This window comes from Bradyrhizobium sp. 21 (assembly GCF_023073335.1).
GTDB lineage: Bacteria > Pseudomonadota > Alphaproteobacteria > Rhizobiales > Xanthobacteraceae > Bradyrhizobium.
On record NZ_JADPJG010000032.1, the window covers coordinates 546347 to 572090 of the forward strand.

Genomic DNA, 25744 nt, shown 5'->3' on the forward strand with positions numbered 1-25744 from the left:
TTAAGCCTTCACCGCCGGGGCGAAGTCCTTGCCGACCGACATCGCGCGCGGATCGATGATGCAGTGGAGGATCGACGGCTTGCCCGAGGCCAGCGCACGCTCGAAGGCCGGCGCGAACTCTTCGGTACGCTCGACGCGCTCGCCATGGCCGCCGAACGCTTTCGCGTACATCGCGAAATCCGGGTTCTTGAGCTGGGTGCCGACGACGCGACCGGGATAGTCGCGCTCCTGGTGCATGCGGATGGTGCCGTATTGCGCATTGTCGACGACGATGACGACGAGCGGTGCATCGTATTGCACGGCGGTTGCGAATTCCTGGCCGTTCATCAGGAAGCAGCCGTCGCCGGCGAAGGCGATGACGGTGCGATCCGGATATTGCCGTTTCGCGAGCACCGCCGCCGGCACGCCATAGCCCATCGAGCCCGAGGTCGGCGCGAGCTGGGAGGCAAAGCTGTGGAAGCGGTGATGGCGATGGATCCAGCCGGCATAATTGCCGGCGCCGTTGCAGACGATGGCATCCTTCGGCAGACGATCGCGCAGCCAGGTCATGACCTGGCCGTACTGGAATTTGCCCGGCAGCTCGCGTGCTTTCTCGGTCCAGGCCAGATAATCGGCATGCGCTTTCGCCGCCTCACCCTTCCAGGCCGGCGCGGCCGAAGGTCTCAGCGTCTCGACGGCGGCGGCGAACGCGGCGGGCGTCGCCTGAATCGCAAGCTCGGGCTGATAGATGCGGCCGAGTTCTTCCGAACCCGGGTGCACATGGATCAGCTTCTGCTGCGGGGTCGGAATATCGAACAGCGTGTAGGACGATGACGGCATTTCCGACATGCGGCCGCCGATCAACAGGATGACATCGGCGCCGTCGATGCGCGCTTTCAGGCCCGGGCTCGGTCCGATGCCGAGATCGCCGGCATAGTGCGAGTGATCGGCGTCGATCAGCGACGCCCGACGGAAGGAGGTCGCGACCGGCAGGTCGAAGCGTTCGGCGAAGCGCGCGATGCTTTTGGTGCCCTCGTCGGTCCAGCGCGAGCCGCCGAGAATGACCAGCGGGGCCTTGGCGCTCGCGAGCATCGCACCAACGCGCTCGATGTCGGCGGGCGACGGCCAGCTCACCGCCGGCTCGATGCGCATGGCGTCCGCAACGGCGGCGGTCTCGGTCAGCATATTCTCTGGCAGCGAGATCACCACGGGACCGGGGCGGCCCTGCATGGCGACGCGGAAGGCGCGCGCGACCAGCTCCGGAATGCGATCGGGACGGTCGATCTCGACCGCCCATTTCGCCATGGTGCCGAACACCGCCTTGTAGTCGAGCTCCTGGAACGCCTCGCGCTCGCGCATGCCGGTGTCGACCTGGCCGACGAACAGGATCATCGGCGTCGAATCCTGCATCGCGATGTGGACGCCATGGCTGGCGTTGGTGGCGCCGGGGCCGCGGGTCACGAAGCAGATTCCGGGCCGGCCGGTGAGCTTGCCATAGGCTTCCGCCATCATCGCAGCACCGCCTTCGGCGCGACAGATCATGACGTCGATCGGGCTGTCATGCAGCGCATCGAGCGCCGCGAGATAGCTCTCGCCCGGCACGCAGGTGACGCGCTCGACGCCTTGCGCGACCAGCTGATCAATCAGGATCTGGCCCCCGGTGCGGGTGTTGCGAATGGTCATGACGGCTCCCTCAAGGCTCTGGCGATGCGCTTCACGGCTTCGCCCAAATGTTGTTCGGAGCTGGCGTAGGACAGGCCGCCAGGGCGCGCAAGATCGAAAGGCCTCTCGCACCCTGCGCAGGCGTCATGCCCGTCCCTGCTGTTTGCACTACCGGCCATTCGCGATGATGCGGGCGCAATGATCGAGCGCCGCACCAACGAGATTGTCGCTCGCCTCCGGCGTGCGGAACGCCGAATGCGCGGACAGCGTCACGTTCGGCAATTTCGTCAGCGGATGCCCTGGCGGCAGCGGCTCGACGGTGAAGACGTCGAGGCCGGCATGCGCGATATGGCCGGAGCGCAGTGCATCCAGCATCGCATCCTCATCGACGACCGCGCCGCGCGCGGTATTGATCAGGATGCTGCCAGGGCGCATCTGCGCGATACGCTCGCACGACAGGAATCCCTTGGTCTCGTCGTTGAGCAGCAGATGCAGCGAGACGACGTGGCTGTCGGCGAGCAACTTCTCCAGCGACACGAACTCGACGCCGGGATGGGTCTTCGGCGACCTGTTCCAGGCGATCACCTTCATGCCGCAGCCCGTCGCCATGCGGGCGGCTTCCGCGGCGATGCCGCCAAAGCCGATCAGGCCGAGCGTCTTGCCGGTGAGCTGCATCGCATCGCGGCGCAGCCAATTGCCCTCGCGCATGCCGCGATCCATCTCGCCGAAGCTCTTTGCAGAAGCCCACATCAGCGCGATCGCGCATTCGGCCACCGCGGTGTCGCCATAGCCCTTGATGGTGTGAACGGAGATGCCGGCTTGGCCAAGTTCTTCCGAATTCATGTAGCTGCGCGCGCCGGTACCGAGGAAGACCACGTGCTTCAAGGTCGTGCACTTCCCGGCGATCGCGGTCGGCACCGCGGTGTGGTCGACGATCATGATCTCGACACCATCGAGCAGGCCGGGCAAATCGTCGGGCTTGATGGAGGGATTGCGGTTGATGCCGACCGGCAGGTCCTGGGAGCGCAGCAGCTTCTCGGTGACCGCAGCAAGCGTATCGTTGGCGTCGACGAAGAGGGCGCGCACAGGCTCGTCTTTCATGTCCGGATTGCAGAAATACCGTATTGCATTTATATCTGAATACAGAAATAGTCCAGATGCCCTCAGCACTTGGGCCGACTACAAACCGCTCGCTGGGCCAGACCTGCGGCGGCGGGATGCTGAAGGGTTTTGAGGCCGTCGGTCTCAGCGCAGACGATATCCGTCCCGAGATCCAGTTCTGACCTCCGGGCTCTGACTACGCGGCGAGCCTTAAGACAGGCTCAATCACGCGAGACGCGCGGCGTCGAAGGCGTGACGTTTGCCGGTGTGTGGAAATCCAGACGCGCGCGGCTCTCCTCGCGAACACCGGATTCGTCGCCGAACTCGACATAGTTTTGCGCGCCCTGATTCCATTGCGGCCATGGCGTCGCCGCCGTCGCCGGATTTCCGGTCCTCGCGAATGCGACCAGCGTATCCATCATGCGATCGGACAAGGCGCGGTCGAACTCGGTCCAGAGCCGCGTGACGCGGATCTTGTTGAAGGCATCCTGCGTGCCGAACCAATAAGGCACGTCGGAGGTGTGATAGGCGCCGATCTTCTGCGGACTATCGAAGAACTGGACGTCCTTCGCGAAGGGGTGCACGCGCGAATACATGTACATGTAGAACGGCGCCTTGCCGGTCTTCGCCTGCGCCATGGCCCAGTTGCGCGTGCCCGCTTCGACCAACCCCTCGCGCGCGGCGAGCAGGCCCATCGCCTTGGCCTCTTCGTCGGTCTTCGCCGGATAGAGCGCGAGGAAGCGCTCGGCCTGGTCGCCATAGAGTTTTCGCGCGGCGGCGACATAGGCTTCGAGCGTTCCTGCGGTGCGCAGATCATTCGAACTTTCGTCGCTGGTGAAACCCGCGACCGTCGCGACATCGTTCTGTTTGCCCGTCGCAAAAATGTTCGGCACGGTGTCGGGCAGGACGTAGCCGTCGATATCCGGCGTGACGGCGATCGTGCCGGCACAGCCGAGCTGGCAGTCTTTCTGGATCGCCAAGATCTTGTCGGCCTGGATCAGCCGCATCTCGGCCAGCGAGGACGCGCCGAGCGCCGTCTGCACCTCGAGACCGACCTTCTCGGCGGCCGGCAGCGCCGGGAATTTGAAGCGGCTGTCGAACATGCTGAGACTCATCGCAAAACCGCGATTGAACAGGCCCTTCGCCAGCGGACTTGCCTCTAACGCCGACACCGACATCGCGCCCGCGGACTGCCCGGTGATGGTGACGTTGTCGGGATCGCCGCCAAACGTTGCGATGTTGCGCTTGACCCATTGCAAGGCCGCGATCTGGTCCATCAAGCCGTAATTGCCGGAGGCATGGTGCGGCGATTCCGCGGTCAGTTCGGGATGGGCGAGGTTGCCCAGGATGCCGACGCGGTAGTTGAAGCTGACGAAGATCGTGCCTTTCTTCGCGACATTCTCGCCGTCGTACATCGCCATGCCGCTGGAGCCGAGCGTGAAGCCGCCGCCGTAGATCCAGACCACCACCGGCAGCTTTGCGCCCGATTTCGCATCCCGGCTCGCCCAGATGTTCAGAGTGAGGCAATTCTCGCTCGTCGCTTCCTCGCCGAAATAATGATTGAGATTGTGCCGGCGCAGCACCTGGATACACTCCGGTGCCAGCCGATCGGCGTGATAGACGCCGTTCCAGGCCTCGACCTTCTGCGGTTCGCGCCAGCGCAAGTCTCCGAGCGGGGGTGCGGCATAGGGGATACCGAAATAGGCCTTCACGCCCGACGCGAGCACCTTGCCGGAGATCGCACCGCTATCGATGCTGACGGGATCTTCGGGAATTGGCGTCGCGACGATCTGCGCCGCCGACGGCACGACCGCCAGCAAGGAGAGAATTGAAGCCATCGCAAGAATCGTGCGCGCGAGCGCGCGCCCGCTATCTGAAACGCTCATTTGATCTCCCCTTTGCTTTTCTTGTCAGGCGACCGCTTCGGGACGGACGGTCAGTTCCGCCCACATCCGGAAGCGCGCGCCGTCGTTGAGCGGCACTATGTGGAACGGCTGACCGAAGATTGCGAGAGGCTCCTTGCCCGGCTCGAAGCTCGGCCAGGCTTCCGCGATATCCGGCATGCCGGTCGTGACGAAGCGCAGCACATTGGCCTGAAACCGCGCCGCGACGTCGATATCGGTAGCCGTCATCGGGCCGCCCTTGCGCTTCAGGATCGGGCGATCGATGAAGTCGGGCAGGTGCGCCCAGAGGCAGGCGTTATCCGCACCATGGGTCGGGCCTTGCGAGAGGAACGGCTCCAGCGCAGGACGATGGTCGAACCGGCTCAGCCACACCTCGCCGCCCGCTGCGGCGTGAAACCGCGCGACATCGGCCATCGGGCGATGCCAGAACGCATCCGACAGCAGCGCTTCGTACGGATCTTCGTCGACGCGCGCGGTGGCGCGGTAGCAGGACAGCAGGTGCCCCCAGCCGGCATCGCCGAAGGCCGCACGTATCTGTCGCTCGGTGGTGCGGATCATCGCGGCCGGCGGCGTGCTTTTCAGGAACATCGCCATCTCGTCGCGGCAGGAGCCGAGCCAGAGCGGGATGTCGCGCAAGCTGCCGTCGGCAAAGACCTCGCGCGGCTCGCGCGGGATCACAGAGCCGTCGAGCACCGGGCCGAACACAGTGCCTGAGGCGGCCTCGTCCGCGAGCCTGCGGCCGACGCGCTCGACGGCGGCGAAGAGTTTTGGCAACGACACCGATGCGATCGCCGTCGGATCGCGCGAAAATTCGAGCTCGTCGAGAACGCGGCGCGCAACGTCGTCCGCATGATCAGGGCTCATGATGTTTCGTCCAGGCGCGCTGAGCGCAAGGGCGCGGATGAACTTGCCTCTGGTCTGCGGCAGGGTTGCGAGCGCAATCACCATGGAGGCGCCCGCCGACTGGCCGGACAAGGTGATCGCGTCCGGATCGCCGCCGAAGCTTGCGATGTTGGCGCGCACCCAGTCGAGCGCGGCGAGCGCATCCTGGAGCGCGAGGTTGTTGGCCTCGTCAAGGCCGTGACGATGCAGTTGCAGGAAGCCGAGCGGGCCGAGCCGGTAGTTGATGGTGACGATCACGGCCGGGCCGTGCGGGGCGAGGAAGCCGCCGTCATAATCGGCGCCGCCGCCGGTGACGAAGGCGCCGCCATGGATGAAGAACAGCACCGGCAGCGGGCGATCGGCACCTGCCGGCGCCCAGATGTTCAGGCTGAGACAGGCTGCCTCGTCCGCATGATCGAGATGGCCGGGCTGCGGCGCAAAGGCGCCGTAGTCCGTGCATTGGCGCGGCTCCGCCCACGCAGGTGGCGGTGTGGCCTTGGCAAAGCGCCGCGCGATCGCGAACGGCACGCCCTTGAAGGCGCGTACGGCCCCCTGCTCGGCGCCGAGAATCGGCCCGCTCGTGGTCGGAACTGCGTGGGTCAGCATGCGATCGTTGCCTCGTCTTTCGCTCAAGCGCGCCGCTTGCCGAGATCGGCGATGTCGACATTGTGGGTTTCGCGCGCGGTCGCCGCCGCTGCCGCCGAGATCACGCAGCAGCAGGCGACGAAGATCGCGACCGGGATCCAGCCGTTCGGCCCCTCGCCGACCAGGCTCGCGCTGATCAATGGCGTGAAGCCGGCGGCGAGGAAGCCGAGCTGGGTACCGATCGCAGTGCCGGAATAACGCACGCGCGCCTCGAACATCTCGGCATAGAACGACGGCCAGATCGCGTTCGGCGCGGCATAGACGATCCCGGAGAGGATCATCGCTCCGGCGAAGATCGCGATCGTGTTGCCTGACGTCACCAGCATGAAATAGGGGAACAGCAGCACCGCGCAACCGAGCACGCCGCCGATGAACACCGGCTTGCGGCCGATCTTGTCGGCAAGCAAGGCCCAGAGCGGCTGGGTGATCAACGCCGTGACGTTCCCGAGCACGCCGGCCCACAGCATGGTCGGGCGCGCGACGCCGAACTTGCTGGTGGCATAGCCGAGCGCGAACACGGCGGTCATGGTGCTCACTGTCGCGATCAGCGCGCAGGCGATCACGCGCAGCACGTCCGGCCAATAGTCCCGCAGCAGCGCAACGATCGGGAAGCGCGCCACCTTGGCCTTGCCCTTGATGTCTTCGAACACCGGCGTTTCCGGCATCGTCCGCCGCACCAGATAAGCGACGACCAGCACAACTGCCGAAAGCAGGAACGGAATGCGCCAGCCCCAGCTCAAAAGCTGCTCCTCTGGCAAGCTCGACACCGGAATGAACACCAGGGTCGCCAGGATTGCGCCGGCCTGGGTGCCACTCAGCGTCCAGCTCGTGAAGAAGGCCCGGTTGGAATTGGCGGAGTGTTCAAGCGTCAGCGAGTTGGCCCCGCTCTGCTCGCCAGCCGCCGACAGACCCTGCAGCAGGCGCAGCAGCGTCAGGATGACAGGCGCGGCGTTGCCGATCGCCTTGGCATCCGGCAGCAGGCCGATCGCGAGCGTCGAGCCGCCCATCAGCACCAGCGTGAACAGGAGCACGGTCTTGCGGCCGATGCGGTCGCCGAAATGGCCGAGGATGACGGCGCCGACGGGCCGCGCGATGTAGCCGATGCCGAAGCTCAAGAGTGCGAGCAGCGTTCCGGTCGACGGATCGACATTGGCGAAGAACACCCTTGGAAAGATCAACGCGGCTGCGGCACCATAGATGAAGAAGTCGTAGTATTCGAGCATGCTGCCGACGAAGCTGACCAGCGCGGCGCGCTTCGGCAGCTTGCCCGTGGCCTCCGTTGCGGACGGCGCGTGTAGCGATGCGGCTGACGTCAAGGTCATGATGTGTCCTCCCCTCTGGTGTCCGGCGCGGCTCGCGTCAGGCAGTGGTCCTGCCCGCGGTGTTATGGTTCTGGTTGCCGCAGCCTTGGTTTGAAGCGATAATGTACGAACTAGTACGTTTATGCAAGATCACCCTGAAGCGGTCGCGACCGGGCGAAATTTGCCTTCACCTTCAAGGTGATCCATAGAAACGGGCGGGAGAAAACAGTGATGCTCAAGCGCATGCCACCCCCATCGAAGCGCACCAATGACCCCGAGCGCACTCAGCGCGACATCCTCGAAGTGGCGATGGCCGAATTCGCCTCGGAGGGCTATTCCGGTGCCCGCGTCGACGCGATCGCGGCGCGGACGCGCACGTCGAAGCGGATGATCTACTACTATTTCGGCGGCAAGGAGCAGCTCTACCTCGCGGTGCTCGAGGAGGCCTATCGCAGCATCCGCGCGCTGGAGGATCAGCTCGACATTGCGAGCTGCGACGCCCGCGAGGGACTGCGCCGCCTGATCGAGGCGACCTTCGACCATGACGAGCGCAATCCGAACTTCATCCGCCTCGTCAGCATCGAGAACATCCACCACGGCAAGCACCTGAAGCAGAACGTGCAACTGCGCCAGCTCAACGCCAGCGTGATCGCGACGCTCGACGGCATCCTCAAGCGCGGCCGCGCGGAAGGCGTCTTCCGCGACGACGTCGACGCCGTCGACCTGCACCTGGCCATCTCCTCCTACTGCTTCTTCCGCGTCGCCAACCGCCACACCTTCGGCGCCCTGTTCGACCGCGACCTCAGCGAGGCCAAGGTGCTGGCGAAGAGCAGGGCGCAGATCGTGGAGATGATCTTGGCGTGGCTGGGGGCGAAGGCGTGACTGCCACCACACTCGCTGTCATTCCCCGCGAAAGCGGGGAATCCAGTACGCCGCGGCCTATCGAGGAATCACGACCGCCTCTGGAATACTGGGTCGCCCGATCAAGTCGGGCGATGACAGCGGAGGCCGGAACCGCCCTCACCCGCCCTTCTTCTGCCGCGAACTCGCCAGCAGCACCAGCATGAACGAGGCCGCCGTCATCAGCGTCGAGATCGCGGCAATCGTCGGGTCGATCTCGTCGCGGAGCGCGGTGAACATGCGCTTGGTCAAGGGTTGATACTGGCCGCCGGAGATGAACAGCGCGACGATGGTCTCGTCCATCGCCGATATGAAGGCGAAGATGCCGCCGGCGACCACGCTGGACTTGATCTGCGGCAAGGTCACCGCGAAGAAGCTGCGCAGGCGATTCATGCCGAGACTGCGCGCCACCATCTCCTGCGCCGGATCGAAGCTCTGCATGCCCGCCAGCACCGAGATGATGACGTAAGGCAATCCCAGCATCACGTTCGCCAGCACGAGGCCCGGCAGGGTCGCGACCAGGCCGACTTTGGCATAGACGAAGAAGATGCCGACCGCGGTGATGATGATCGGCACCACCAGCGGCAGCAGCAGCATCATGTGGATCAATCGCATGATCCGCAGCTTCGACTGGCTGATGGCATAGGCGGCGGAGATTCCGAGCGGCGTTGCGATCAGCACAGTCAGAAGCGCGACCGTCAGCGTCACCTGCGTCGCCTGCATCCAGGCGGGGTTGGCGAAATATTGCTGGTACCAGCGCAGCGAGAACGAGGGCGGCGGAAAAGTCAGGAAGCGCGCGCTGGAGAATGAAATCGGCGCGATGATCAGCACCGGCAGGATCAGATAGACCAGCACCAGCGCGCTGACCACGTAGAGGACGATCCGTGCGGGCGAGGCGCGCATCATTTCTGCCCCAATATGCGATCGAGCGAGATGAAGCGGCTGACGACGAGGAAGATCAGGAGCACACTGGCGAGCAGCACCACCGCCACCGCGCTCGCAGCCCCAAACTGGTTGTAGAGCTCGACATTGCGGCTCACCAGCATCGACACCATCACCGTGCGGCCGCCGCCGAGCAGCTCCGGCGTGATGTAGAAGCCGAGGCAGAGCACGAACACCATGGTGCAGCCGGCGAGCACGCCCGGCAGCGACAGCGGCAGGAAGACGCGGCAGAAGGTGAGCGACGGGCTCGCACCCAGGCTTGCACCGGCCTGCATCAGATCGCCGGGGATCTTCTGCATGGTGGCATAGAGCGGCAGCACCATGAAGGGCAGCAGGATGTGCACGGTCGCAACCACCGTGCCAAACATGTTGTGAACCAGCGCGAGCGGCTCGGAGGTCACGTCGAGATAGCGCAAAAGCTGGTTGATCACGCCGGTGCGCTGGAGCAGCGCCAGCCAGGCATAGGCGCGCACCAGCACGCTGGTCCAGAACGGCAGCACGACCAGCGACAGGATGAGAATGCTCCAGCCCTTCGGCAACGCATTGGCGAGATAGGCCACGGGATAGCCGAGCAGCAGCGCGATCAATGTGACCGCGAGGCTGATCTCGAACGTCAGCGCAAAACTGCGCCAGTAGATGTCTTCGGTGAAGACGCGGCGATAATTCTCCAGCGTGAAGCCGTCATGGTAGATCGACTGCCAGGCCAGCCAGCCGACCGGCAGCACGATCAACAGGAGAATCACGAGCAGCGCCGGCGACACCAAAGCCAGCATCAGCCCGTGCTCGCGGCGCTGATGTCTTTGAGAGGAATCCGGAACGGATGTCATCGACGCTGACTCGATTGGTTGAGTGGTCCGGTTCGGTGGCGCCGAACCGGCTGGCTTATTTCTGCATGAACGACGCCCAGCGCTTCTCGGCGGCTTCGCCCGCGGGCGAGGACCACCAGGCGTAGGACATCAGCGCCTGCTTGGCCGCGTTGGCCGGCTCGCTCGGCAATTGCGCGGCGCGCTCCGGCTTGATCACGCCAGTCTCGAACGCCTTCGGGTTGCCGGGGCCGTAATCGATATTGAGCGGCAGATTGGCCTGGTGCACGGGATCGACAGCCTCGTTGAGGAATTTCACCGCCGTGTCGAGATTGGGCGCGCCCTTGAGGATGCAGAGCGAGGTGCTCTGCAGGACGCCCTGGTTGAAGGTGAAGGACACCTTTGCGCCCTCCTTGGCGACCGCGCTGACGCGGCCGTTCCAGGCCATCTCCATGTCGACCTCGCCGTCATTGAGGAGCTGCGCCGATTGCGCGCCTGAGGTCCACCACACCGTGATGTGCGGCTTGATCTCTTCCAGTTTCTTGAAGGCGCGGTCGACGTCGAGCGGATAGAGCTTGTCAGGCGCCACGCCATCGGCCATCAGCGCCGCCTCGAGCGTGGCGATCGGATGATTGCGCAGCGCGCGGCGGCCGGGGAATTTCTTGACGTCCCAGAAATCCACCCAGCTGTTCGGCGCGTCCTTCGGGAAGGCCTTCTGGCTGTAGGCGAGAACGCTGGAATAGAACTCGTACGAGACCGAATAGGCGTTGCGATAGGCCTCCGGCATCGCCGCCGCGTTCGGGATCTTCGAGAAGTCGAGTTTTTCGATCAGCCCCTGCTCACCGCCGCGCAGGCAATAGCCGGTCGGGGTGTCGACGACGTCCCAGATCGGCTTGCCGCTGCCGACCTGGGTCTTGATCGCGGGCCAGGCATCGGGAATGGAGTCCTGGTTGATGGTGATGCCGAGCTTTTTCGCGGAGGGATCGAGGATCGCCACCGTCTGCGCCTGCTGATAGGCGCCGCCCTGCGAGACGAAGGTGATCTGCTCGGCGGCATTGGCCGCGTTGCCGCTGAGCGCGAACGCCCCAACCAGGGCGCAGCCAAATCCAAAGTGCCGTGTCGTCGTCATCCTCGCCTCCTCCAAATAGATCTCATTGACCGATTGCATCGAGAAACTGATACCAGCCGGCGACCATGCGCACGGCGGGCTCGCGCAACGGATAGAACGGAATGGGTCTCAGGCGCCGCGCATCGAGCAGCCCGACATCGGGCGTCTCGCCGCGGACGAAGGCGGCGAGATAGCGGCCCATCAGGCTCGACATCGCAACGCCGGCACCGTTGTAGCCCATCGCGAACAAGGTGCGGTCGTCGAGCCGACCGATATGCGGCACGGAGTCGAGCGTCATGCCGACGAGGCCCGACCATTTGTGCGCGAGCGGGATGTCAGCGAGGTCCGGGAAGATGCCGACCATCGCCTTGCGCAGCGCATCGAACGCGGATTCCGAATCCTGCTTGCCGAAAGCGCCGCGGCCGCCAAAGACCACGCGATTGTCGACCATGCGGAACCAGCGCATCATGCGTTTGGTCTCGGTGTAGGTGCGCCCCGTCGGCATCAGGCTTCCGGCAAGATTGCGCGGCAGCTTCTCGGTGGCGACGATGGCGCTGCGGAATGGGATCAGCGTGCGCTGCATCTGCGCAGTCGCATCCGTCAGGTCGGAATAGCTGTTGGTGGCGATGATCGCCTGCTTGGCGCGTACCGCGCCATTCGGCGTCTCCGCGACGATGCCGCCCTGCTCTCGCCGCAGCTTGAGCACCGGCGATTCCTGGAAAATCGCAACGCCTCGGCGCGCCACGCCATCGGCGAGGCCACGCAGATAGTTCAGCGGATGGATGCCGCCCGAGCCGGGATTGAGCACGCCGCCGACGAAGATGTCGGAGCCGGTCTCGTCGCGCACCTGGCCCTTGTCGAGGATGCGGACCTCCGCATCGCCCATCTCGCGCTTCATCCAATTGGCTTCGTCGATCGCAGCCTTCAGCGTCGTCTCATTATGCGCGGCCTTGACCTGGCCGGTGCGCGTCAGTGCCGCGCTGGTGATGCCAAATTCGGACACCAGCTCCTCGACGATATCCGTGGACTCATGCGCGATCCCGTACATGCGCTGCGCCATGGCGCGGCCATGCACGGCATCGATCTCGCGGAACGACAGCCGAAATTTTGCGGTGATCACCCCGCCATTGCGGCCGCTCGCACCCCAGCCGGGACGGTTGGCCTCGAGCACGACCGGCGCGAGACCGCTCTTGGCGATGTGGTGCGCAGCGGACAGGCCCGTGTAGCCCGCACCAATGATCACCACATCCGCCTGCTGCTCGCCCGACAGCACCGGGAAGTCGCGCCCCGGCTCCGCCGTGGCCGCCCACAGCGAGTTGGCCGATGGCAATGCGCTCCGGTCCCGGGTCATGCCGTCGCTCATGCCCTACACCGCCGGGCCGACGGCCGCGTCGGCGAGCGCCTTCAAGGTCGGGAAATGGAAGTCCGGCTTGGTCAGCGTCTCCACGGCCGGCGTGCCGCCAAAACCGGCGATGCCCTGGCGGCGCTCGATCCAGCACACCTTGTAGCCGAGTTTCCGCGCGATCCCGATGTCGTGGTACTGGCTCTGCGCGACATGCAGAATATCGGACTGCTTGTAACCGAAAGCGGACTGGCGCCCCTTGTTGTAGGCGAAGAATTCCGGGTTCGGCTTGGCAACGCCGGTGTCGTCGGCGCAGACGGTGTCGTCGAAGGGATTGCCGAGCGCGTGGGCATAACAAGAGAGCGCGACGCGGTCGGCGTTGGTCATCGCGACCAGGCGAAACTTCGTGCGCAAGCGCTTGAGCGCTTCGACGGAATCGGAGAACGGCCCCCAGCGCAGCACGGCGAGCTGGAACATTTCGCAGGACGCGTCGTCAGCCGGCAGTCCGAGCTCCTTGGCGAGGTAGCGGTAGACGTCGAACATCACCTCGCTCGAGCGCTCATAGTGCTTGTCGCGGCCGCGCTTGTAGGACTCGAAAATCTTGTCGTCGCTGAGCTCGGCCGGCGTCTTGCCGGAGATCCTGCGCACCGCGGAGAGCACGCCGGTCTCGAAATCGATCAAGGTGCCGACGACGTCAAAGGTGAGAACCTTGAAATTGCTGAACGAGGCTGGGGACGACATTTTGGTTTCTTCTCTCGGTTTGAACAAGGCTGGTGTTAGTCGCTCCCCTTGGGAACGACGATGGTGTCCTCGGGGTGAAGCGTGACGGTGAGGCTGCCGCCGAGCGGAGGAATGCGGCTATAGGCCTGGTGGTAGCTCGGCTGGCGCAGGCTGAGTGCGGTGCCGTCGGGCAGCGCGAGGAAAATGCGCAGGCTCTCGCCCTGGTAGACGACGTCGGTGACGGTGCCGGTCAACCGGTTGCAGGCGCCATCCTGCGCTCCGTCGTCGATCAGGAGCTTTTCGCTGTGCACGGCGAGCATCAGGGCATCGCCTGGGGGAATGGCGCGGGCGCTGCGCAGCAGGGCATCGCCGAGCGCGACGCTGGAAGCATCGACGCGGCGGACGGGCAGCATCGTCGCTTCGCCAATGAAGCTCGCGACGAAGGAATCGGCCGGATGATCGTGCAGCCGCTCAGGCGCGTCGATCTGGATCAGGCGACCGTCCTTCATCACGGCGACGCGGTCGCTCATGGTCAGCGCCTCGCGCTGGTCATGGGTGACGTAGATGATGGTGGCGCCGATGCGCCGATGCAGCGCGCGCAGCTCGATCTGCATGGATTCGCGGAGCTGCTTGTCGAGCGCCGAGAGCGGCTCGTCCATCAGGATCAGGCGCGGCTCGAAGATCATCGCGCGTGCGAGCGCCACGCGCTGGCGCTGGCCGCCGGAGAGTTGCGCGATGCCGCGCTCCTCGTAGCCGGCAAGCCCGACCATCGAAAGCGCCGCACGCACCTTGTCCGGCCAGATCGCCTTCGGCAGACGCCGTGCGCGCAGGGGAAAGGCGACGTTCTCGCCGACGCTCATATGCGGGAACAGCGCGTAGTTCTGGAAGACCACGCCGATGTCGCGCTTGTGCGGCGGCATCCAGGTGACGTCGCGTCCGCCGAAGAAGATCGAGCCCGACGAGGGCAGGATGAAGCCGCCCAGAATGCCGAGCAGCGTGGTCTTGCCGGAGCCGGAGGGGCCGAGCAGCGAGACGAACTCGCCGGCACGAACGTCGAGGGACACGTCGTCGAGCGCGCGAACCGCGCCGTAATCCTTGCTCGCGGACCTGATCTCGACGCTTTCCGCTCGTTTGTCCAACGATCGACCTCGCCCATGTCCTTCAATGGCGTGCCTCACTGCGCGCCATAAGCCTGCATTATAGACAGGGTTTCGGAGCGCTCATGATCGCAGCGTGCGCTGCAACCAATCTTCTCCCGCGAGCCCTGTCTTTAGGCTGTCATGCCAATGACACCAGACTTGGCAAAAATCGGCAATTGCCAAATTCTCACCTCGCCCATAACATGGCGTTATGCCTGAGCTGCGCCGGATGCTGCCCTCCAGTAACGCCCTGTTCGTCTTCGACGCAGCGGCGCGCAACGGCAGCTTCACGGCGGCGGCCGCCGAGCTGAACGTCACGCAGCCGGCGGTGAGCCGGATGCTCGGGCAGTTCGAGGAGCATCTCGGCGTCCGCCTGTTCGACCGCAAGGCCGGCCGCGCGGTGCTTACCGAGGAAGGTGAGCTGTTGTATCGCCGCGTGCTCGAAGGCTTTCGCAGCATCGAGAGCGGGCTGGTCGAGCTGGAACGGCGCCGCAAAGGCACCGAGACGGTGACGCTGTCGGTCTCCTCCGCTTTCACCACGCATTGGCTGATGCCGCGCATCGACAAGCTCCAGCGGCAGTTTCCGCAAGTCGATTTGCGCTTCCAGCTCATCTCCGGCGCGCTGCGCGGGCCGGTGGAGAATGTCGATCTCGGGATGCGCTTTCGCGATCGCGAAGAGCCGTCATCCGGCGGCACGCTGGTGATGAAAGAGGTCATGCTGCCGGTGTGCAGCCCGGCCTATCTCGGCGATACCGGGCCGGCGGCAGGCAACACCATCATTCGCCTCGCCGAATCGTCCGGCGATTGGGCGGCGGATTATCCATCCTTCCTGACCCGGCGGCGCGGTGCGGCCAAGGCGTTGAGCTTCACCGACTATGCCGTCGTGGTGCAGGCGGCGCTGCTCGGCCAGGGCATCGCGCTCGGCTGGCTGACGGTGGCCTCGCATTGGCTTCTGACCGGCGCGCTGGTGCCGGCATCGGAGACGCTCACCACCACGCGCCGCATCTGCGAATTCCTGCCACCGCGCAACCGGCCGATGCGGCCCATCGCCGCCGAGATCCGCGACTGGATCATCGCGCAGATGCAAAGCGAGCTCGCCGCGATCGACCGGCTCTATCCCAAGCTCGGCGCGATGGCGGCGTGTTATTGATGCTCGATCGCCCTGATGGCGCCGCGGAGCTCGGCGAGGCCGCGCAGGCGGCCGATCGCGGTGTAGCCGGGGGTGGTGCGCTTGGTGACGGCGAGATCGTCCAGCATGCGATGGCCGTGGTCGGGGCGGAAGACAATCTTCTTGTCTCGTGAACGCCGCGCGTTCTCCTTCAAGAGCGCCTTCAGCACCGCGACCATGTCGACGTCGCCGTCGAGATGGTCGGATTCGTAGAACGACAGGCCGTCCGCCTCGCGCTTGGTCGCACGCAGATGGGCGAAGGCGATGCGCGGGCCGAAGCGTTCGACCATCGCAGGCAGATTGTTCTCAGGCCGCACGCCGAGCGAACCCGTGCACAGGCAGATGCCGTTGGCCTTTGAGGGCACGGCGTCGAACAGCGCCTGATAGTCGTCGGCGGTCGAGGCAATGCGCGGCAGGCCGAACAGCGGTCGCGGCGGATCGTCCGGGTGCAGGGTCAGGGACACGCCGAGCTGCTCGGCAACCGGCGCGACGCGCGCGAGGAACTCGGCGAGATGCTGCCGCAGGATCTTTGGCGTGATGTCGCGATAGGTCTCGAGCCGGTCGCGGAATTGCGGGATCGTCATCGGCTCCGTGGTCGAACCGGGCAGCGCGCTGGCAATCACCATGACGAGATAGTCGATGTCGGCCTGGCTCATCTTGTCGAACAGCTGTTTCGCGCGCGCCTGCTGCTCCTGCGAATACTCGGAGGTCGCAGCCGGCCGCTTCAGGATGTGCAGCTCGAAGGCGGCGAAGCGGTCCTGGTCGAAGCGCATGGCGCGGGCGCCGTTGGGCAGCTCCCATTCCAGATCGGTGCGGCACCAGTCGACCACGGGCATGAAATTGTAGCAGATGATCTTGATGCCGGCGGCGGCGACCGCCTCGAGGCTCGCGATCCAGGCCTCGATGGACTTCGTCGCCTTGGCCCCGAGACGCTTGACGTCGTCGGGAATCGGAATGGATTCCACCACCGACCAGGTCAGTTGCGAGCGCCCGGGCTGGCCATGCTCGATGAAATTCTTGCGCTCCTCGACCGCCTTGCGCGTCCAGGCTTCGCCGATCGGCACCTGATGCAGCGCCGAGACGATGTCGCTCGCCCCGGCCTGCCTGACATCATCGAGCGACACGGGATCATCGGGCCCGTACCAGCGCCATCCCTGCAACATCATCAAAACTCTCCCGGATCAGTTCGCGGTCAGCACGACCTTGACGCTCTGCGAGCGGTCGAGCGCCAGCCGCAGCGCGTCGGGCGCGGTCGACAGCGGCCGCTCGGCGGTGACCAGCGACAGCACGTCGACGCTGCCGTTGCCGATCAATTCCACCGCATTCATGAACTCGAAGCCGAAGCGGAACGAGCCGCGCAGGTCGATCTCCTTGGCCATCACCGCATTGGCCGGCACCGGAATCTGTCCACCCGGCAGATTGCCGATCTGCACCACGATGCCGCCGCGCCTGACAATGCCGATCGCGCTGGCAAGGCCGGCCGCCGTGCCCGAGACCTCGAACGCGACGTCGTAGGGGCGCGAAGCGGCCTGCGCCTTCAGGCCCTCCTCGCCACCCGCGACGTTCTCGACATGAGATGCACCGAGCCGGGTTGCGAAGGCCAGCGGCGCCGGCGCGATGTCGGCCACCGTGATATCGGCCATGCCGGCGCGGCGCGCGGCGAGCATGGTCAGAAGTCCGATCGGCCCGGCGCCGAAGATGATGCTGCGCTTGCCCTCGATGTTGCCGGCACGCGCGACCGCGTGCAGGCAGACCGCGAGCGGCTCGGCCAGCGCCGCCGCCTGATAGGACACATGGTCGGGAATCTTCACGCACTGCGCCGGGATCGCGTCGAAATAATTGGCGAAGCCGCCCTGCATGTGCGGCGTCTTCGAGGCCGAGCCCATGAAGTAGATGTTCTCGCAGAGATTCGGCCGGCCCTCGCGGCAGGCGACGCAATGGCCGCACCAGCGCGACGGGTTGACCGCGACGCGGTCGCCGACCTTGAGGTTCCCAGCAGCGCCGGAGATCTCCACCACTTCGCCGGAAATCTCATGGCCGAGCACCAACGGCGACTTCACGACGAAATCGCCGGTCCGGGCGTGACGGAAATAATGCATGTCCGAGCCGCAGATGCCGCCGGCGCCGAAGCGGATGCGCACCATGCCGTCAGCGAGCTTGTCGAGCGGATGCTCGACCATGCGCAGATCTTCGGGGCCGAACAGGGTTGCGGCGAGAGCGATTGAGGTCATTTGGCAAGTCCCATGTATTTCGGTAGCCAGAGGGTGAGTTCGGGAATGTAGGTGATCGCGATCAGCGCCAGCATCAGCGGCACCAGCCACGGCAGGATCGCCACCGTCGTGCGCTCGACCGAGAGCTTTGCCACGCGCGCGAGCACGAACAGCACCATGCCGAGGGGCGGATGCAACAGGCCGATCATCAGGTTCAGCGTCATGATCAAGCCGAAATGGATCGGATCGATGCCGAGCTTGAGCACGATCGGCAGCAGGATCGGCACCAGAATGGTGATCGCCGCCGTGGTGTCGATGAAGCAGCCGACGAACAGGATCAACACGTTGGCGAGCGCCAAAAACACCCATTTGTTGTGGGTGATGCTGAGCATCCAGTCCGAGAGCAATTGCGCGGCCTGCGACACCGTCAGGAGCCAGGCAAAGATCGAGGCCGCGGTGACGATGAACAGCACCGAGGCCGTGGTCTCGATGGTGTCGAAGGTCGCCTTCGCCACCGTCTTCAGCGTCATGGTGCGGTACCGCACGAGGCCGAGGAACAGTGACCAGATCACGGCGGCGACCGCGGCTTCCGTCGGCGTGAACCAGCCGAGCGTCATGCCGCCGATCAGGATCACGGGCGCCATCAGCGCCATCACGGCGGAGAAGTCGAAATACCAGTCGATCGCAAGCAGTGTGCCGAGACCGATGATCACGGCCAAATTGACCGAGAGGCCGGCAAGCACCATCAGCCAGATCGCCATCGGGAAAGCGAGCACGATGGCGATCTCGAGGCCGGCGGAGCCGAGCTGCGGCCAGGAGAACGGCGTATCGCTGCCCCATTTGTTCTTGTAGGCGAAGTAGGTGACGGTGGCCATCATCAGCAGCGTCAGGACGACGCCGGGAATGACGCCACCCAAAAACAGCGCACCGATCGAGACGTTCGCCATCATGCCGTAGATCACGAAAGGTAGCGACGGCGGAATGATCGGCCCGAGCGTCGCCGAAGCCGCGGTGACGCCGACCGAGAATTCCGTGGAGTAGCCGTGATCCTTCATCGCCTTGATCTCGATGGTGCCGAGACCGGCGGCATCCGCGATCGCGGTGCCGGACATGCCGGAGAAGATCACCGAGCCGATGATGTTGACGTGGCCGAGGCCGCCGCGCATCCAGCCGACCAGGGCTACGGCGAACTTGTAGATCCGGCCGGTGACGCCGGCGATGTTCATCAGGTTTCCGGCCAGGATGAAGAACGGCACGGCGAGCAGCGGAAAGCTCTCGACGCCGGCGATCATGCGCTGCGCCAGCGTCACGTCGGGTGTCACGCCGCTCACCAGGATGTAGAGCAGCGACGACGCGGCCATCGCAATCGCCACGGGAACGCCGAGCAGCATCAGGATCAGAAAACCTCCAAGCAACAGCAGCATAGACTTACCCTTCAAAACCGTCGTAGGCGCCGGGACGTTCGAGGATCGAATAGCCCTGTCGCAAATGCTGGATCGCCACCTGCACCGAGCGCACGAACATCAGCACGAAGCCGAGCAGCACGGCGTAGTAGACGTAGTCCTTGGGAAGATTGATCGTGGTCATCGACTCGTCGCCGATGATCTGGATGTAGATCCAGACGAGCTTGATGGCGTAGCCGAAGAAGACGATCCGGATCAGGTCGATCACGGTGGACAGCGCGCGCGCCGCGGCGTGCGGCAGATAGCGATAGATCAGGTCGACCTGGATGTGCCGCGACAGCCGCACGCACATCGAGGAGCCGATAAAGACCACGCCGATCAGGCAGTAGGTCGCGATCTCTTCGGTCCAGGCGTAACTGTCGTTGAGCACGTAGCGGGTGAAGAACTGGAGGAAGACGGCGAGCGCCATCACCCAGAAGATCGCCAGCGCCACCCAGTCCTCGAAAGCGTAGATGCCGAGATCGACTTTCGGCACCGCCTCCTCCTCGAAGGTGTGGGCGATCTCGTCCCCGGAGATCTGCCGGTGCACTTCGACGCTGGTCATGTGGTTACTCCTCAAACGACTTGAACGTCATTCCGGAGCAACGCGAAGCGTCGACCCCGGAATGACGGATATTGCATTACTTGACGGCCTGGATGCGTTCCCAGTCGGCCTTGCGATAACCAAAAGTCTCGAACGCGACGTTCTTCAGCACGGTGTCGCGGAACTCGTTCTTGTCGACCTCGGTCACGGTCAGGCCCTTGTCCTTGAAGAAGGCGACCAGCTTGGCTTCGTTCTGCTTGATCTCCTGTGTGGCCTTGGCGGCCGCCTCCTGCGCCACGTCGGTGAAGATCTTCTTGTCCTCGTCGCTAAGCTTCTTCCAGAGCGCGCCCGCCACCACCGTGTTGAGGTGGTCGACGATGTGGCCGGTCAGCACGATGTGCTTCTGCACCTCGTAGAACTTTTTGGCCTCGATCGTGGTCAGCGGGTTCTCCTGCGCCTCGACGGTGCCGTTCTGGAGCGCGAGATAGACTTCCGCGAAGGCGATCGGCGCGGTGTTGGCACCGCAGGCGCGTGGCATCGCCAGATAGGCCGGAACGTCGGGCACGCGCATCTTCAGCCCCTTGAGGTCGGCGCAGGTCTTGATCGGCTTGTTCGACGAGGTCTGGCGCACGCCGTAATAGGTCACCGCGACGATGTGGTGGCCGCTCTTGTCCTCGTAGCCCTTGGCGAGCTCCTTGAAGATGTCGCTCTTGGTGTAGGCGAGGAGATGATCCGCGTCACGGAAGGTGTAGGGATAATAAGTCACGCCGATCGGCGGAAAGCTCTTGGCCGCAAAGCTCGAGCCGGAGATGATGATGTCGACCGAGCCGAGCGAGAGGCCCTGGTTGATGTCGGCCTCCTTGCCGAGCTGGGACGCCGGATAGACGTCGATCGCATAGCGCCCGTTGGTGCGCTTGCCGATCTCCTGCGCGGCCCAGACCGAGGCGGTGTGGAACGGCTCCGAGGTCTCGTAGACATGGGCCCATTTCAGCTTGGTCTGCGCCATGCCGGCATTGGTCGTTGCGAGCATCGCGGCGACTGAAGCCGCCAGCACCGTTGTCATCGTCCTGAACATTTTCTTTTCCTCCATTGTCTAAGTCTGCTTCTTGTTCACCCGGTCCATTGCGGACCGGCCGCCAAATCTCATCGCCGCGCGGTCCCGCTCTTGGCCTTCTTCGGCGCGCGTTTTGGTCTTGCCGGCTTTGCCGTGGATCGGACCGCCCGGCTGCGTCCGGCGGGAGATCCTGCCGCGGCCTCGGCGCCAAAATTTTGCGCAAAGCGCTCCTGCGAGCGCGCCAGATGTTTTCGCATGGCATCGCGGGCCGCTTCTGGATCATGCGCCGCAATCGCATCGCGCACCGCGCGATGCTCGTCGAGCGCGGTGCGCCACGTGCCCGGGTTCTCGAAATAATGCGCAAGCTGCGCGAAATAGGGATTGAGACGCTGGTCGAACAGCTCGCCGACCACGCGCACGAGGACGGCATTGCCGAGGGAACCTGCGATCGCGACATGGAAGGCACGGTCGTGGATCATCGAGGCTTCGCCGGGATGCGCGACATTCTCCATCGCAACGAGTGAGGCATCGATGCGCGCGATGTCGTCCTTCGTCGCAACGCGCGCGGCCTGCTCGGCAATGGCGCTTTCGAGGAATTCGCGGGCCCGCAGCAGCTCGAACGGACCTTCAATGACCGCGGCCGCCGGCCCGGGCGCAGCCAGGCCCGCGGGCTCGATCACATAGATGCCGGAACCGACGCGGATGCGGAGGCGACCCTCGACTTCGAGCGCGATCAGCGCTTCGCGCACCGTCGGCCGCGAGATCTTGAGCTGCTCGGCAAGCTCACGCTCGGTCGGCAAGCGGCTGCCGACCGCGTATTCACCGCTGTCGATCAGGCTTCGCAATTGATCGGCGACCTGGCGATAGAGCCGTCTCGCCTCCACAGCTTCCAGCGGCACGCTGGCCTCCCCGAAAGGGTCTCGCCGGAAAGCTTTGCGCCCAGCGGCCCGCCAATTTTGAAAATTGGCCTTACCAATTGACCAGAGCATTGACCGGGGACAGGCGCCATGTCAAGCAGCGGCAAAGCAAAGGGGAGACGACCATGCGCCTTAATTCAACGCGCCTTGGCCGCGCCAATCTCGATCGGATGCCGCCGACCATTCGCCGCCCGGCCTATGACCGGTCGCGCATCACGCCCGGCATCGTGCATCTCGGCCTCGGGGCTTTTCATCGCGCACACCAGGCCGTCGTCATCGACGATTGCCTTGCCGCCGGCGCCACCGCCTGGGGCATCATCGGCGCGAGCCTGCGCAGTCCGGATACGCGCGACGCCCTCGCTCCGCAGGACCATCTCTACACCGTCGCCGTGCGTGCGGCCGAAGGCACCGAGCACCGCGTCGTCGGCGCGCTGCTCGACAGCGTCGTCGCGCGCGAGAGCCCGGCAACGCTGATCGACAGGATGGCCGATCCCGCCATTCGCATCGTCTCGCTCACGGTCACCGAGAAGGGCTATTGCCACACGCCGCAGACCGGCGATCTCGACGAGCGGCATCCTGACGTGGTGCACGATCTGAACAATTTTGACGCGCCGCGCTCGGCGCCCGGCTTCATCGTTGCCGCGCTGGCGCGCCGGCGGGCGCAAGGCCTGGCGCCATTCACCGTGCTGTGCTGCGACAATCTCGCCGCCAACGGCCACACCGTGCAGCGGATCGTGACGCAGTTCGCGGCGTTGCGATCGAAGGACCTCGGCAAGTGGATTGCGGATACGACGGCTTTCCCCTGCACCATGGTCGACCGGATCGTGCCGGAGACGACCGATGCCGATCGGGACGCCGTTTCCGCCGCGCTCGGCCTGCGCGATGCGTGGCCGGTGATGACAGAGCCATTCACGCAATGGGTGGTCGAGGACCGCTTTTGCGCGGGCCGGCCTGATGTCGCCGCCGCAGGCGTCGAGCTCGTCGCCGACGTCAAGCCGTTCGAATTGATGAAGCTGCGGCTGCTCAACGCCAGTCATTCGGCGCTCGCCTATCTCGGCTATCTCGCGGGTTACGAGACCATCGCCGACACCATGACCGATCCACACTTCGCGCAGCTCGCCGCGCGGGTGATGGAAGAGGCTGCGGTGACGCTGACGATGCCATCGGGTACTGATCTTGCCGCCTATCGCGCCTCGCTGCTCAAGCGCTTCGCCAATCCGGCGCTGCATCACCGCACCTGGCAGATCGCGATGGACGGCTCGCAAAAGCTCCCGCAACGCCTGCTCGGCGCGATGCAGGACCGCCTCGCCAGGAATTTGCCGATCGCGACGCATGCGCTCGCGGTGGCCGGCTGGATGCGCTACGTCACCGCGCTCGACGAGCAGGGTCGCGCCATCGACGTGCGCGATCCGCTCGCGGCCGCGTTCGCAGGCCTGGCGCGTGAGGCCGGTCCCGTCGCCGAACGGCTCGCGCCCGCATTGCTCGGCGTCGGACAAGTATTCGGACCACTCGGTGCCGAGCCGCGCCTGCGCGAGGCCGTGACCGCGGCGCTCGGCCGCCTCTATCAGGACGGCGCGCGGCGGGCGGTGGAGACGCTGGTCTCCGCATGACCACAAAGCGGGCAGCGATGCTGCACTGCAGTCCAAATCGAACGCAAAGTCGACGGAAGTCGCGCTTGATTTTTGCCTGCCGTTGCCCCACCCGAGAGGCATGGCAAAGGACAACAAGGTCATCGCCGCGAACGCGGCCTTCTATGACGCCTTTTCAACCGGCGATTTCGCCGGAATGGAACAGATGTGGGCGGATGACGATGCCATTTCCTGCATCCATCCCGGCTGGCCGGCGATCATCGGGCGCGCCACCGTGATCGGAAGCTGGCGCGATATCCTGCAAAACCCGGAGCGTCCGCAGATCGTCTGCGCCGAACCGCAGGCCATCGTCGACGGCGACAGCGCGCGCGTGCTCTGCATCGAGATCGTCGACGGCACCGCTCTGGCCGCGGCCAACCATTTTCGGCGCGTCGGCGACCGCTGGCGCCTGGTGCACCACCAGTCGAGCCCAATCGCGCAGATTGTCGAGCAGGCCGAGGATGATAGAGCGAGCCATCGGGTCCACTGACGGCCGGCGCGTTCTACTTTGCATGGGGTTGTTTTACGGTTTTTTGTTCAGCCCTGACAAATCGTCCAGCACGGCCCGCGCCCCGCTGAAATCATCGTCCCGGAAGAACATGCTGCGGGTGATGAGGACTGGAATGTTCGCCCGCGAGGCCGCGATCAGGCCGTTGGCGGAATCCTCGATCGCGACGCAGTCGGAGGCGCTGAGCTTCAGCCGCCCCAAAATCTCGAAATAGACATCCGGCGCAGGCTTCTTGCGCCGCACATCGTCGCCGGCCACGATCGCATCAAAATTCGCAGCCCAGCGCGGCCCCAGCGCCCGCGACAGCAGCGCATCGATGTTGCCGTGCGAGGTGGTGGTCGCGATCGCGAGCCGCTGGCCGCGCGCCTTGGCAGCAATGAGGAGATCCGTCACGCCCGGCCGTAAGGGGCAGCAGCCGGTCTCGACCAGTTCGGCATAATGCGCGGTCTTGATGCGGTGGAGTTCCGCGATGTCCAGATCCGGCAATGGTGGGGCGATCCCCAGCCTTGCGTGGTAGGCGCGGATGCGCTCCTTGCCGCCGGTGACCCGCAGCAGGTCCTTGTAGGCAGCACGGTCCCACTGCCAGTCGAGACCGTCGCGGGTGAAGGCATGGTTGAAGGCCTGCCGATGCAGCTCCTCGGTCTCGGCCAAGGTGCCGTCGACATCGAAGATCAGCGCGGCGGCGTGCTGGATCAGCTCCGTGGCGTCACATGGCACTATGGCGGGCGTTTCTGCCTGCATGATCGACGCCTCCTCCCGACGCTCCTGCAACAAGCGACCATCGCCTGCACTGGCGGGCGACACAAATTGCAATATCTTTTGCCGGACCCAAAAATCTCTTATGAGCGACAGGCGCGCAGCGGCGCGAACGGGAACTCCGACCTGCGAGGGAGACGTATGCGGCTCTTCATCCTTGGCCTAGGCTACAGCGCCCGGAACTTCGTCCGCCAATTCGGGGGCGGCTTCTCACATATCGCCGGCACGGTGCGCGATCCCGCGAAGCGGGGCGATCTCGCCGGCATCGAGCTGCACGCCTTTTCCGGCAATGATCCGGACCCTATGACGGTCGAACGCATCAGCGACGCCGATGTCCTTCTGGTGTCGATCCCGCCCGGTAGCGCCGGCGATCCCGCCATTGCGGCGTTCGGTGACGTGCTGGCAACCGGCCATCGCCGCAAGGTCGTCTATCTCTCGACCATCGGCGTTTATGGCGATCACGCCGGCGAATGGGTCGATGAAAGCACGCCGGCGCAGGCCACCCTCGAGCGCACGCGCATGCGGGTTGCGGCGGAGCAGGCCTGGACGGATACGACGCGCGGCAATGCCGCGATCCTGCGTCTTGCGGGCATCTACGGCCCCGGCCGCAATGCGCTGGTGACGCTGCGCGCCGGAACGGCCCGGCGCATCATCAAGGCGGGACAGGTGTTCAACCGCATCCAGGTCGACGACATCGCGCGCGCGATCATGGCCGCGGTTCATCACCCGAGCGGCGGCACGTGGAACGTCTGCGACGACGAGCCCGCAACGCCGCAGGACGTGATCGCTTATGCGGCGAAGCTGATGAACGTTGCACCGCCGCCCGAAGAGGCGTTCGAGACCGCCGAGATGTCGCCGATGGCCCGCAGCTTCTATGCCAGCAGCGCCCGCGTCTCCAACGCGAAACTGAAGCGCGAGCTCGGCGTCACGCTTGCCTATCCGACCTACCGTGACGCCCTGGATGCGTTGTGGGCCGCGGGCGAGGGACGATAGGAGGCCCGGCATTCCCGGCGTCCCAGACATGCCCTGCCCGCGCTTGACTTCGCGCCGGTGCGGACGTGATCTGACCTTTGAGCGGGCCACGGCATA

At 65.1% G+C, this 25744-nt stretch carries 24 protein-coding genes; 6 read left to right on the top strand and 18 right to left on the bottom strand.

All coding sequences use genetic code 11. From position 1 onward, the window contains the following. Together IVB31_RS27805 and IVB31_RS27810 are read right to left on the bottom strand one after the other, a co-directional pair. On the bottom strand, nt 1-1662 hold the full coding sequence (locus IVB31_RS27805) for a thiamine pyrophosphate-binding protein (protein WP_247330385.1): 1662 nt from the start codon (nt 1660-1662) through the stop codon (nt 1-3). Nucleotides 1663-1809: 147 nt separating this feature from the next. Further along, nucleotides 1810-2727 carry an NAD(P)-dependent oxidoreductase gene (locus tag IVB31_RS27810; protein WP_247330608.1) on the bottom strand — a complete coding sequence of 306 codons (918 nt, stop codon included), beginning with the start codon at nt 2725-2727 and terminating at the stop codon, nt 1810-1812. 71 nt (nt 2728-2798) lie between these two features. On the opposite strand from IVB31_RS27810, the gene IVB31_RS33585 reads away from it, so the two are divergent. Continuing rightward, complete coding sequence (locus IVB31_RS33585) at nt 2799-2924, top strand: hypothetical protein (protein WP_256464356.1); 126 nt, start codon at nt 2799-2801, stop codon at nt 2922-2924. A 39-nt stretch (nt 2925-2963) separates the two neighbouring features. On the opposite strand, the gene IVB31_RS27815 is transcribed toward IVB31_RS33585, so the two are convergent. The 3 genes from IVB31_RS27815 to IVB31_RS27825 are packed head-to-tail and all read right to left on the bottom strand — an operon-like array spanning nt 2964 to nt 7495. After that, the gene (locus IVB31_RS27815; RefSeq protein ID WP_247330388.1) at nt 2964-4628 is read right to left on the bottom strand and encodes a carboxylesterase family protein; all 1665 of its coding nucleotides are present in this window, start codon (nt 4626-4628) and stop codon (nt 2964-2966) included. Between the two features lie 24 nt (nt 4629-4652). Next, nucleotides 4653-6134, bottom strand: a complete 1482-nt coding sequence (locus IVB31_RS27820; RefSeq protein WP_247330393.1) for a carboxylesterase family protein — start codon at nt 6132-6134, stop codon at nt 4653-4655. 23 nt (nt 6135-6157) lie between these two features. Beyond that, nucleotides 6158-7495: an MFS transporter gene (locus tag IVB31_RS27825; RefSeq protein WP_247330396.1), complete on the bottom strand. Its 1338-nt coding sequence runs from the start codon at nt 7493-7495 to the stop codon at nt 6158-6160. 210 nt (nt 7496-7705) lie between these two features. On the opposite strand from IVB31_RS27825, the gene IVB31_RS27830 reads away from it, so the two are divergent. Beyond that, nucleotides 7706-8356 carry a TetR/AcrR family transcriptional regulator gene (locus IVB31_RS27830; protein ID WP_247330401.1) on the top strand — a complete coding sequence of 217 codons (651 nt, stop codon included), beginning with the start codon at nt 7706-7708 and terminating at the stop codon, nt 8354-8356. A gap of 138 nt (nt 8357-8494) precedes the next feature. On the opposite strand, the gene IVB31_RS27835 is transcribed toward IVB31_RS27830, so the two are convergent. Genes IVB31_RS27835 through IVB31_RS27860 form a run of 6 tightly spaced genes read right to left on the bottom strand, consistent with a single transcriptional unit; the run spans nt 8495 to nt 14428 of the window. Next, complete coding sequence (locus IVB31_RS27835; RefSeq protein WP_247330404.1) at nt 8495-9280, bottom strand: ABC transporter permease; 786 nt, start codon at nt 9278-9280, stop codon at nt 8495-8497. After that, nucleotides 9277-10143, bottom strand: a complete 867-nt coding sequence (locus tag IVB31_RS27840; protein WP_247330406.1) for an ABC transporter permease — start codon at nt 10141-10143, stop codon at nt 9277-9279. Before IVB31_RS27840 ends, IVB31_RS27835 begins: the two co-directional genes overlap by 4 nt. A gap of 55 nt (nt 10144-10198) precedes the next feature. Continuing rightward, nucleotides 10199-11248: an ABC transporter substrate-binding protein gene (locus IVB31_RS27845; RefSeq protein WP_247330408.1), complete on the bottom strand. Its 1050-nt coding sequence runs from the start codon at nt 11246-11248 to the stop codon at nt 10199-10201. Nucleotides 11249-11270: 22 nt separating this feature from the next. Then, nucleotides 11271-12590: an FAD-binding oxidoreductase gene (locus IVB31_RS27850; RefSeq protein ID WP_247330410.1), complete on the bottom strand. Its 1320-nt coding sequence runs from the start codon at nt 12588-12590 to the stop codon at nt 11271-11273. 3 nt (nt 12591-12593) lie between these two features. Further along, entirely contained in the window at nt 12594-13310 is a 717-nt protein-coding gene (locus tag IVB31_RS27855) for an HAD family hydrolase (RefSeq protein WP_247330412.1), read from the bottom strand. 35 nt (nt 13311-13345) lie between these two features. Beyond that, on the bottom strand, nt 13346-14428 hold the full coding sequence (locus IVB31_RS27860; protein ID WP_247330414.1) for an ABC transporter ATP-binding protein: 1083 nt from the start codon (nt 14426-14428) through the stop codon (nt 13346-13348). A gap of 211 nt (nt 14429-14639) precedes the next feature. On the opposite strand from IVB31_RS27860, the gene IVB31_RS27865 reads away from it, so the two are divergent. Further along, complete coding sequence (locus IVB31_RS27865; RefSeq protein ID WP_247330418.1) at nt 14640-15578, top strand: LysR family transcriptional regulator; 939 nt, start codon at nt 14640-14642, stop codon at nt 15576-15578. Here the strand turns inward: IVB31_RS27865 and uxuA are convergent. From uxuA to IVB31_RS27895, 6 genes are all read right to left on the bottom strand, one after another. Beyond that, complete coding sequence (gene uxuA / locus IVB31_RS27870) at nt 15572-16762, bottom strand: mannonate dehydratase (RefSeq protein WP_247330421.1); 1191 nt, start codon at nt 16760-16762, stop codon at nt 15572-15574. The genes IVB31_RS27865 and uxuA overlap by 7 nt on opposite strands. A gap of 15 nt (nt 16763-16777) precedes the next feature. Continuing rightward, nucleotides 16778-17827: an L-idonate 5-dehydrogenase gene (locus tag IVB31_RS27875; protein WP_247330424.1), complete on the bottom strand. Its 1050-nt coding sequence runs from the start codon at nt 17825-17827 to the stop codon at nt 16778-16780. After that, nucleotides 17824-19230 carry a TRAP transporter large permease gene (locus tag IVB31_RS27880; protein WP_247330428.1) on the bottom strand — a complete coding sequence of 469 codons (1407 nt, stop codon included), beginning with the start codon at nt 19228-19230 and terminating at the stop codon, nt 17824-17826. Before IVB31_RS27880 ends, IVB31_RS27875 begins: the two co-directional genes overlap by 4 nt. Nucleotides 19231-19234: 4 nt before the next feature. Then, a complete protein-coding gene (locus tag IVB31_RS27885; RefSeq protein WP_247330431.1) occupies nt 19235-19813 on the bottom strand; it encodes a TRAP transporter small permease in 579 nt (192 codons plus the stop codon). Nucleotides 19814-19889: 76 nt separating this feature from the next. After that, nucleotides 19890-20867 (bottom strand): sialic acid TRAP transporter substrate-binding protein SiaP, encoded by a 978-nt coding sequence (locus IVB31_RS27890; protein ID WP_247330434.1) that lies wholly within the window; start codon nt 20865-20867, stop codon nt 19890-19892. Between the two features lie 68 nt (nt 20868-20935). Next, nucleotides 20936-21745 carry a FadR/GntR family transcriptional regulator gene (locus IVB31_RS27895; protein ID WP_247330437.1) on the bottom strand — a complete coding sequence of 270 codons (810 nt, stop codon included), beginning with the start codon at nt 21743-21745 and terminating at the stop codon, nt 20936-20938. Nucleotides 21746-21888: 143 nt separating this feature from the next. Here IVB31_RS27895 and IVB31_RS27900 point away from each other — a divergent pair, with 143 nt between their 5' ends. Beyond that, on the top strand, nt 21889-23373 hold the full coding sequence (locus tag IVB31_RS27900; protein WP_247330439.1) for a mannitol dehydrogenase family protein: 1485 nt from the start codon (nt 21889-21891) through the stop codon (nt 23371-23373). A 100-nt stretch (nt 23374-23473) separates the two neighbouring features. Beyond that, nucleotides 23474-23881 (top strand): nuclear transport factor 2 family protein, encoded by a 408-nt coding sequence (locus tag IVB31_RS27905; RefSeq protein WP_247330441.1) that lies wholly within the window; start codon nt 23474-23476, stop codon nt 23879-23881. Between the two features lie 33 nt (nt 23882-23914). On the opposite strand, the gene IVB31_RS27910 is transcribed toward IVB31_RS27905, so the two are convergent. Then, nucleotides 23915-24640 carry an HAD family hydrolase gene (locus IVB31_RS27910; protein ID WP_247330443.1) on the bottom strand — a complete coding sequence of 242 codons (726 nt, stop codon included), beginning with the start codon at nt 24638-24640 and terminating at the stop codon, nt 23915-23917. Between the two features lie 156 nt (nt 24641-24796). Here IVB31_RS27910 and IVB31_RS27915 point away from each other — a divergent pair, with 156 nt between their 5' ends. Continuing rightward, entirely contained in the window at nt 24797-25648 is an 852-nt protein-coding gene (locus tag IVB31_RS27915) for an SDR family oxidoreductase (RefSeq protein WP_247330445.1), read from the top strand. Nucleotides 25649-25744 lie beyond the last annotated feature (96 nt).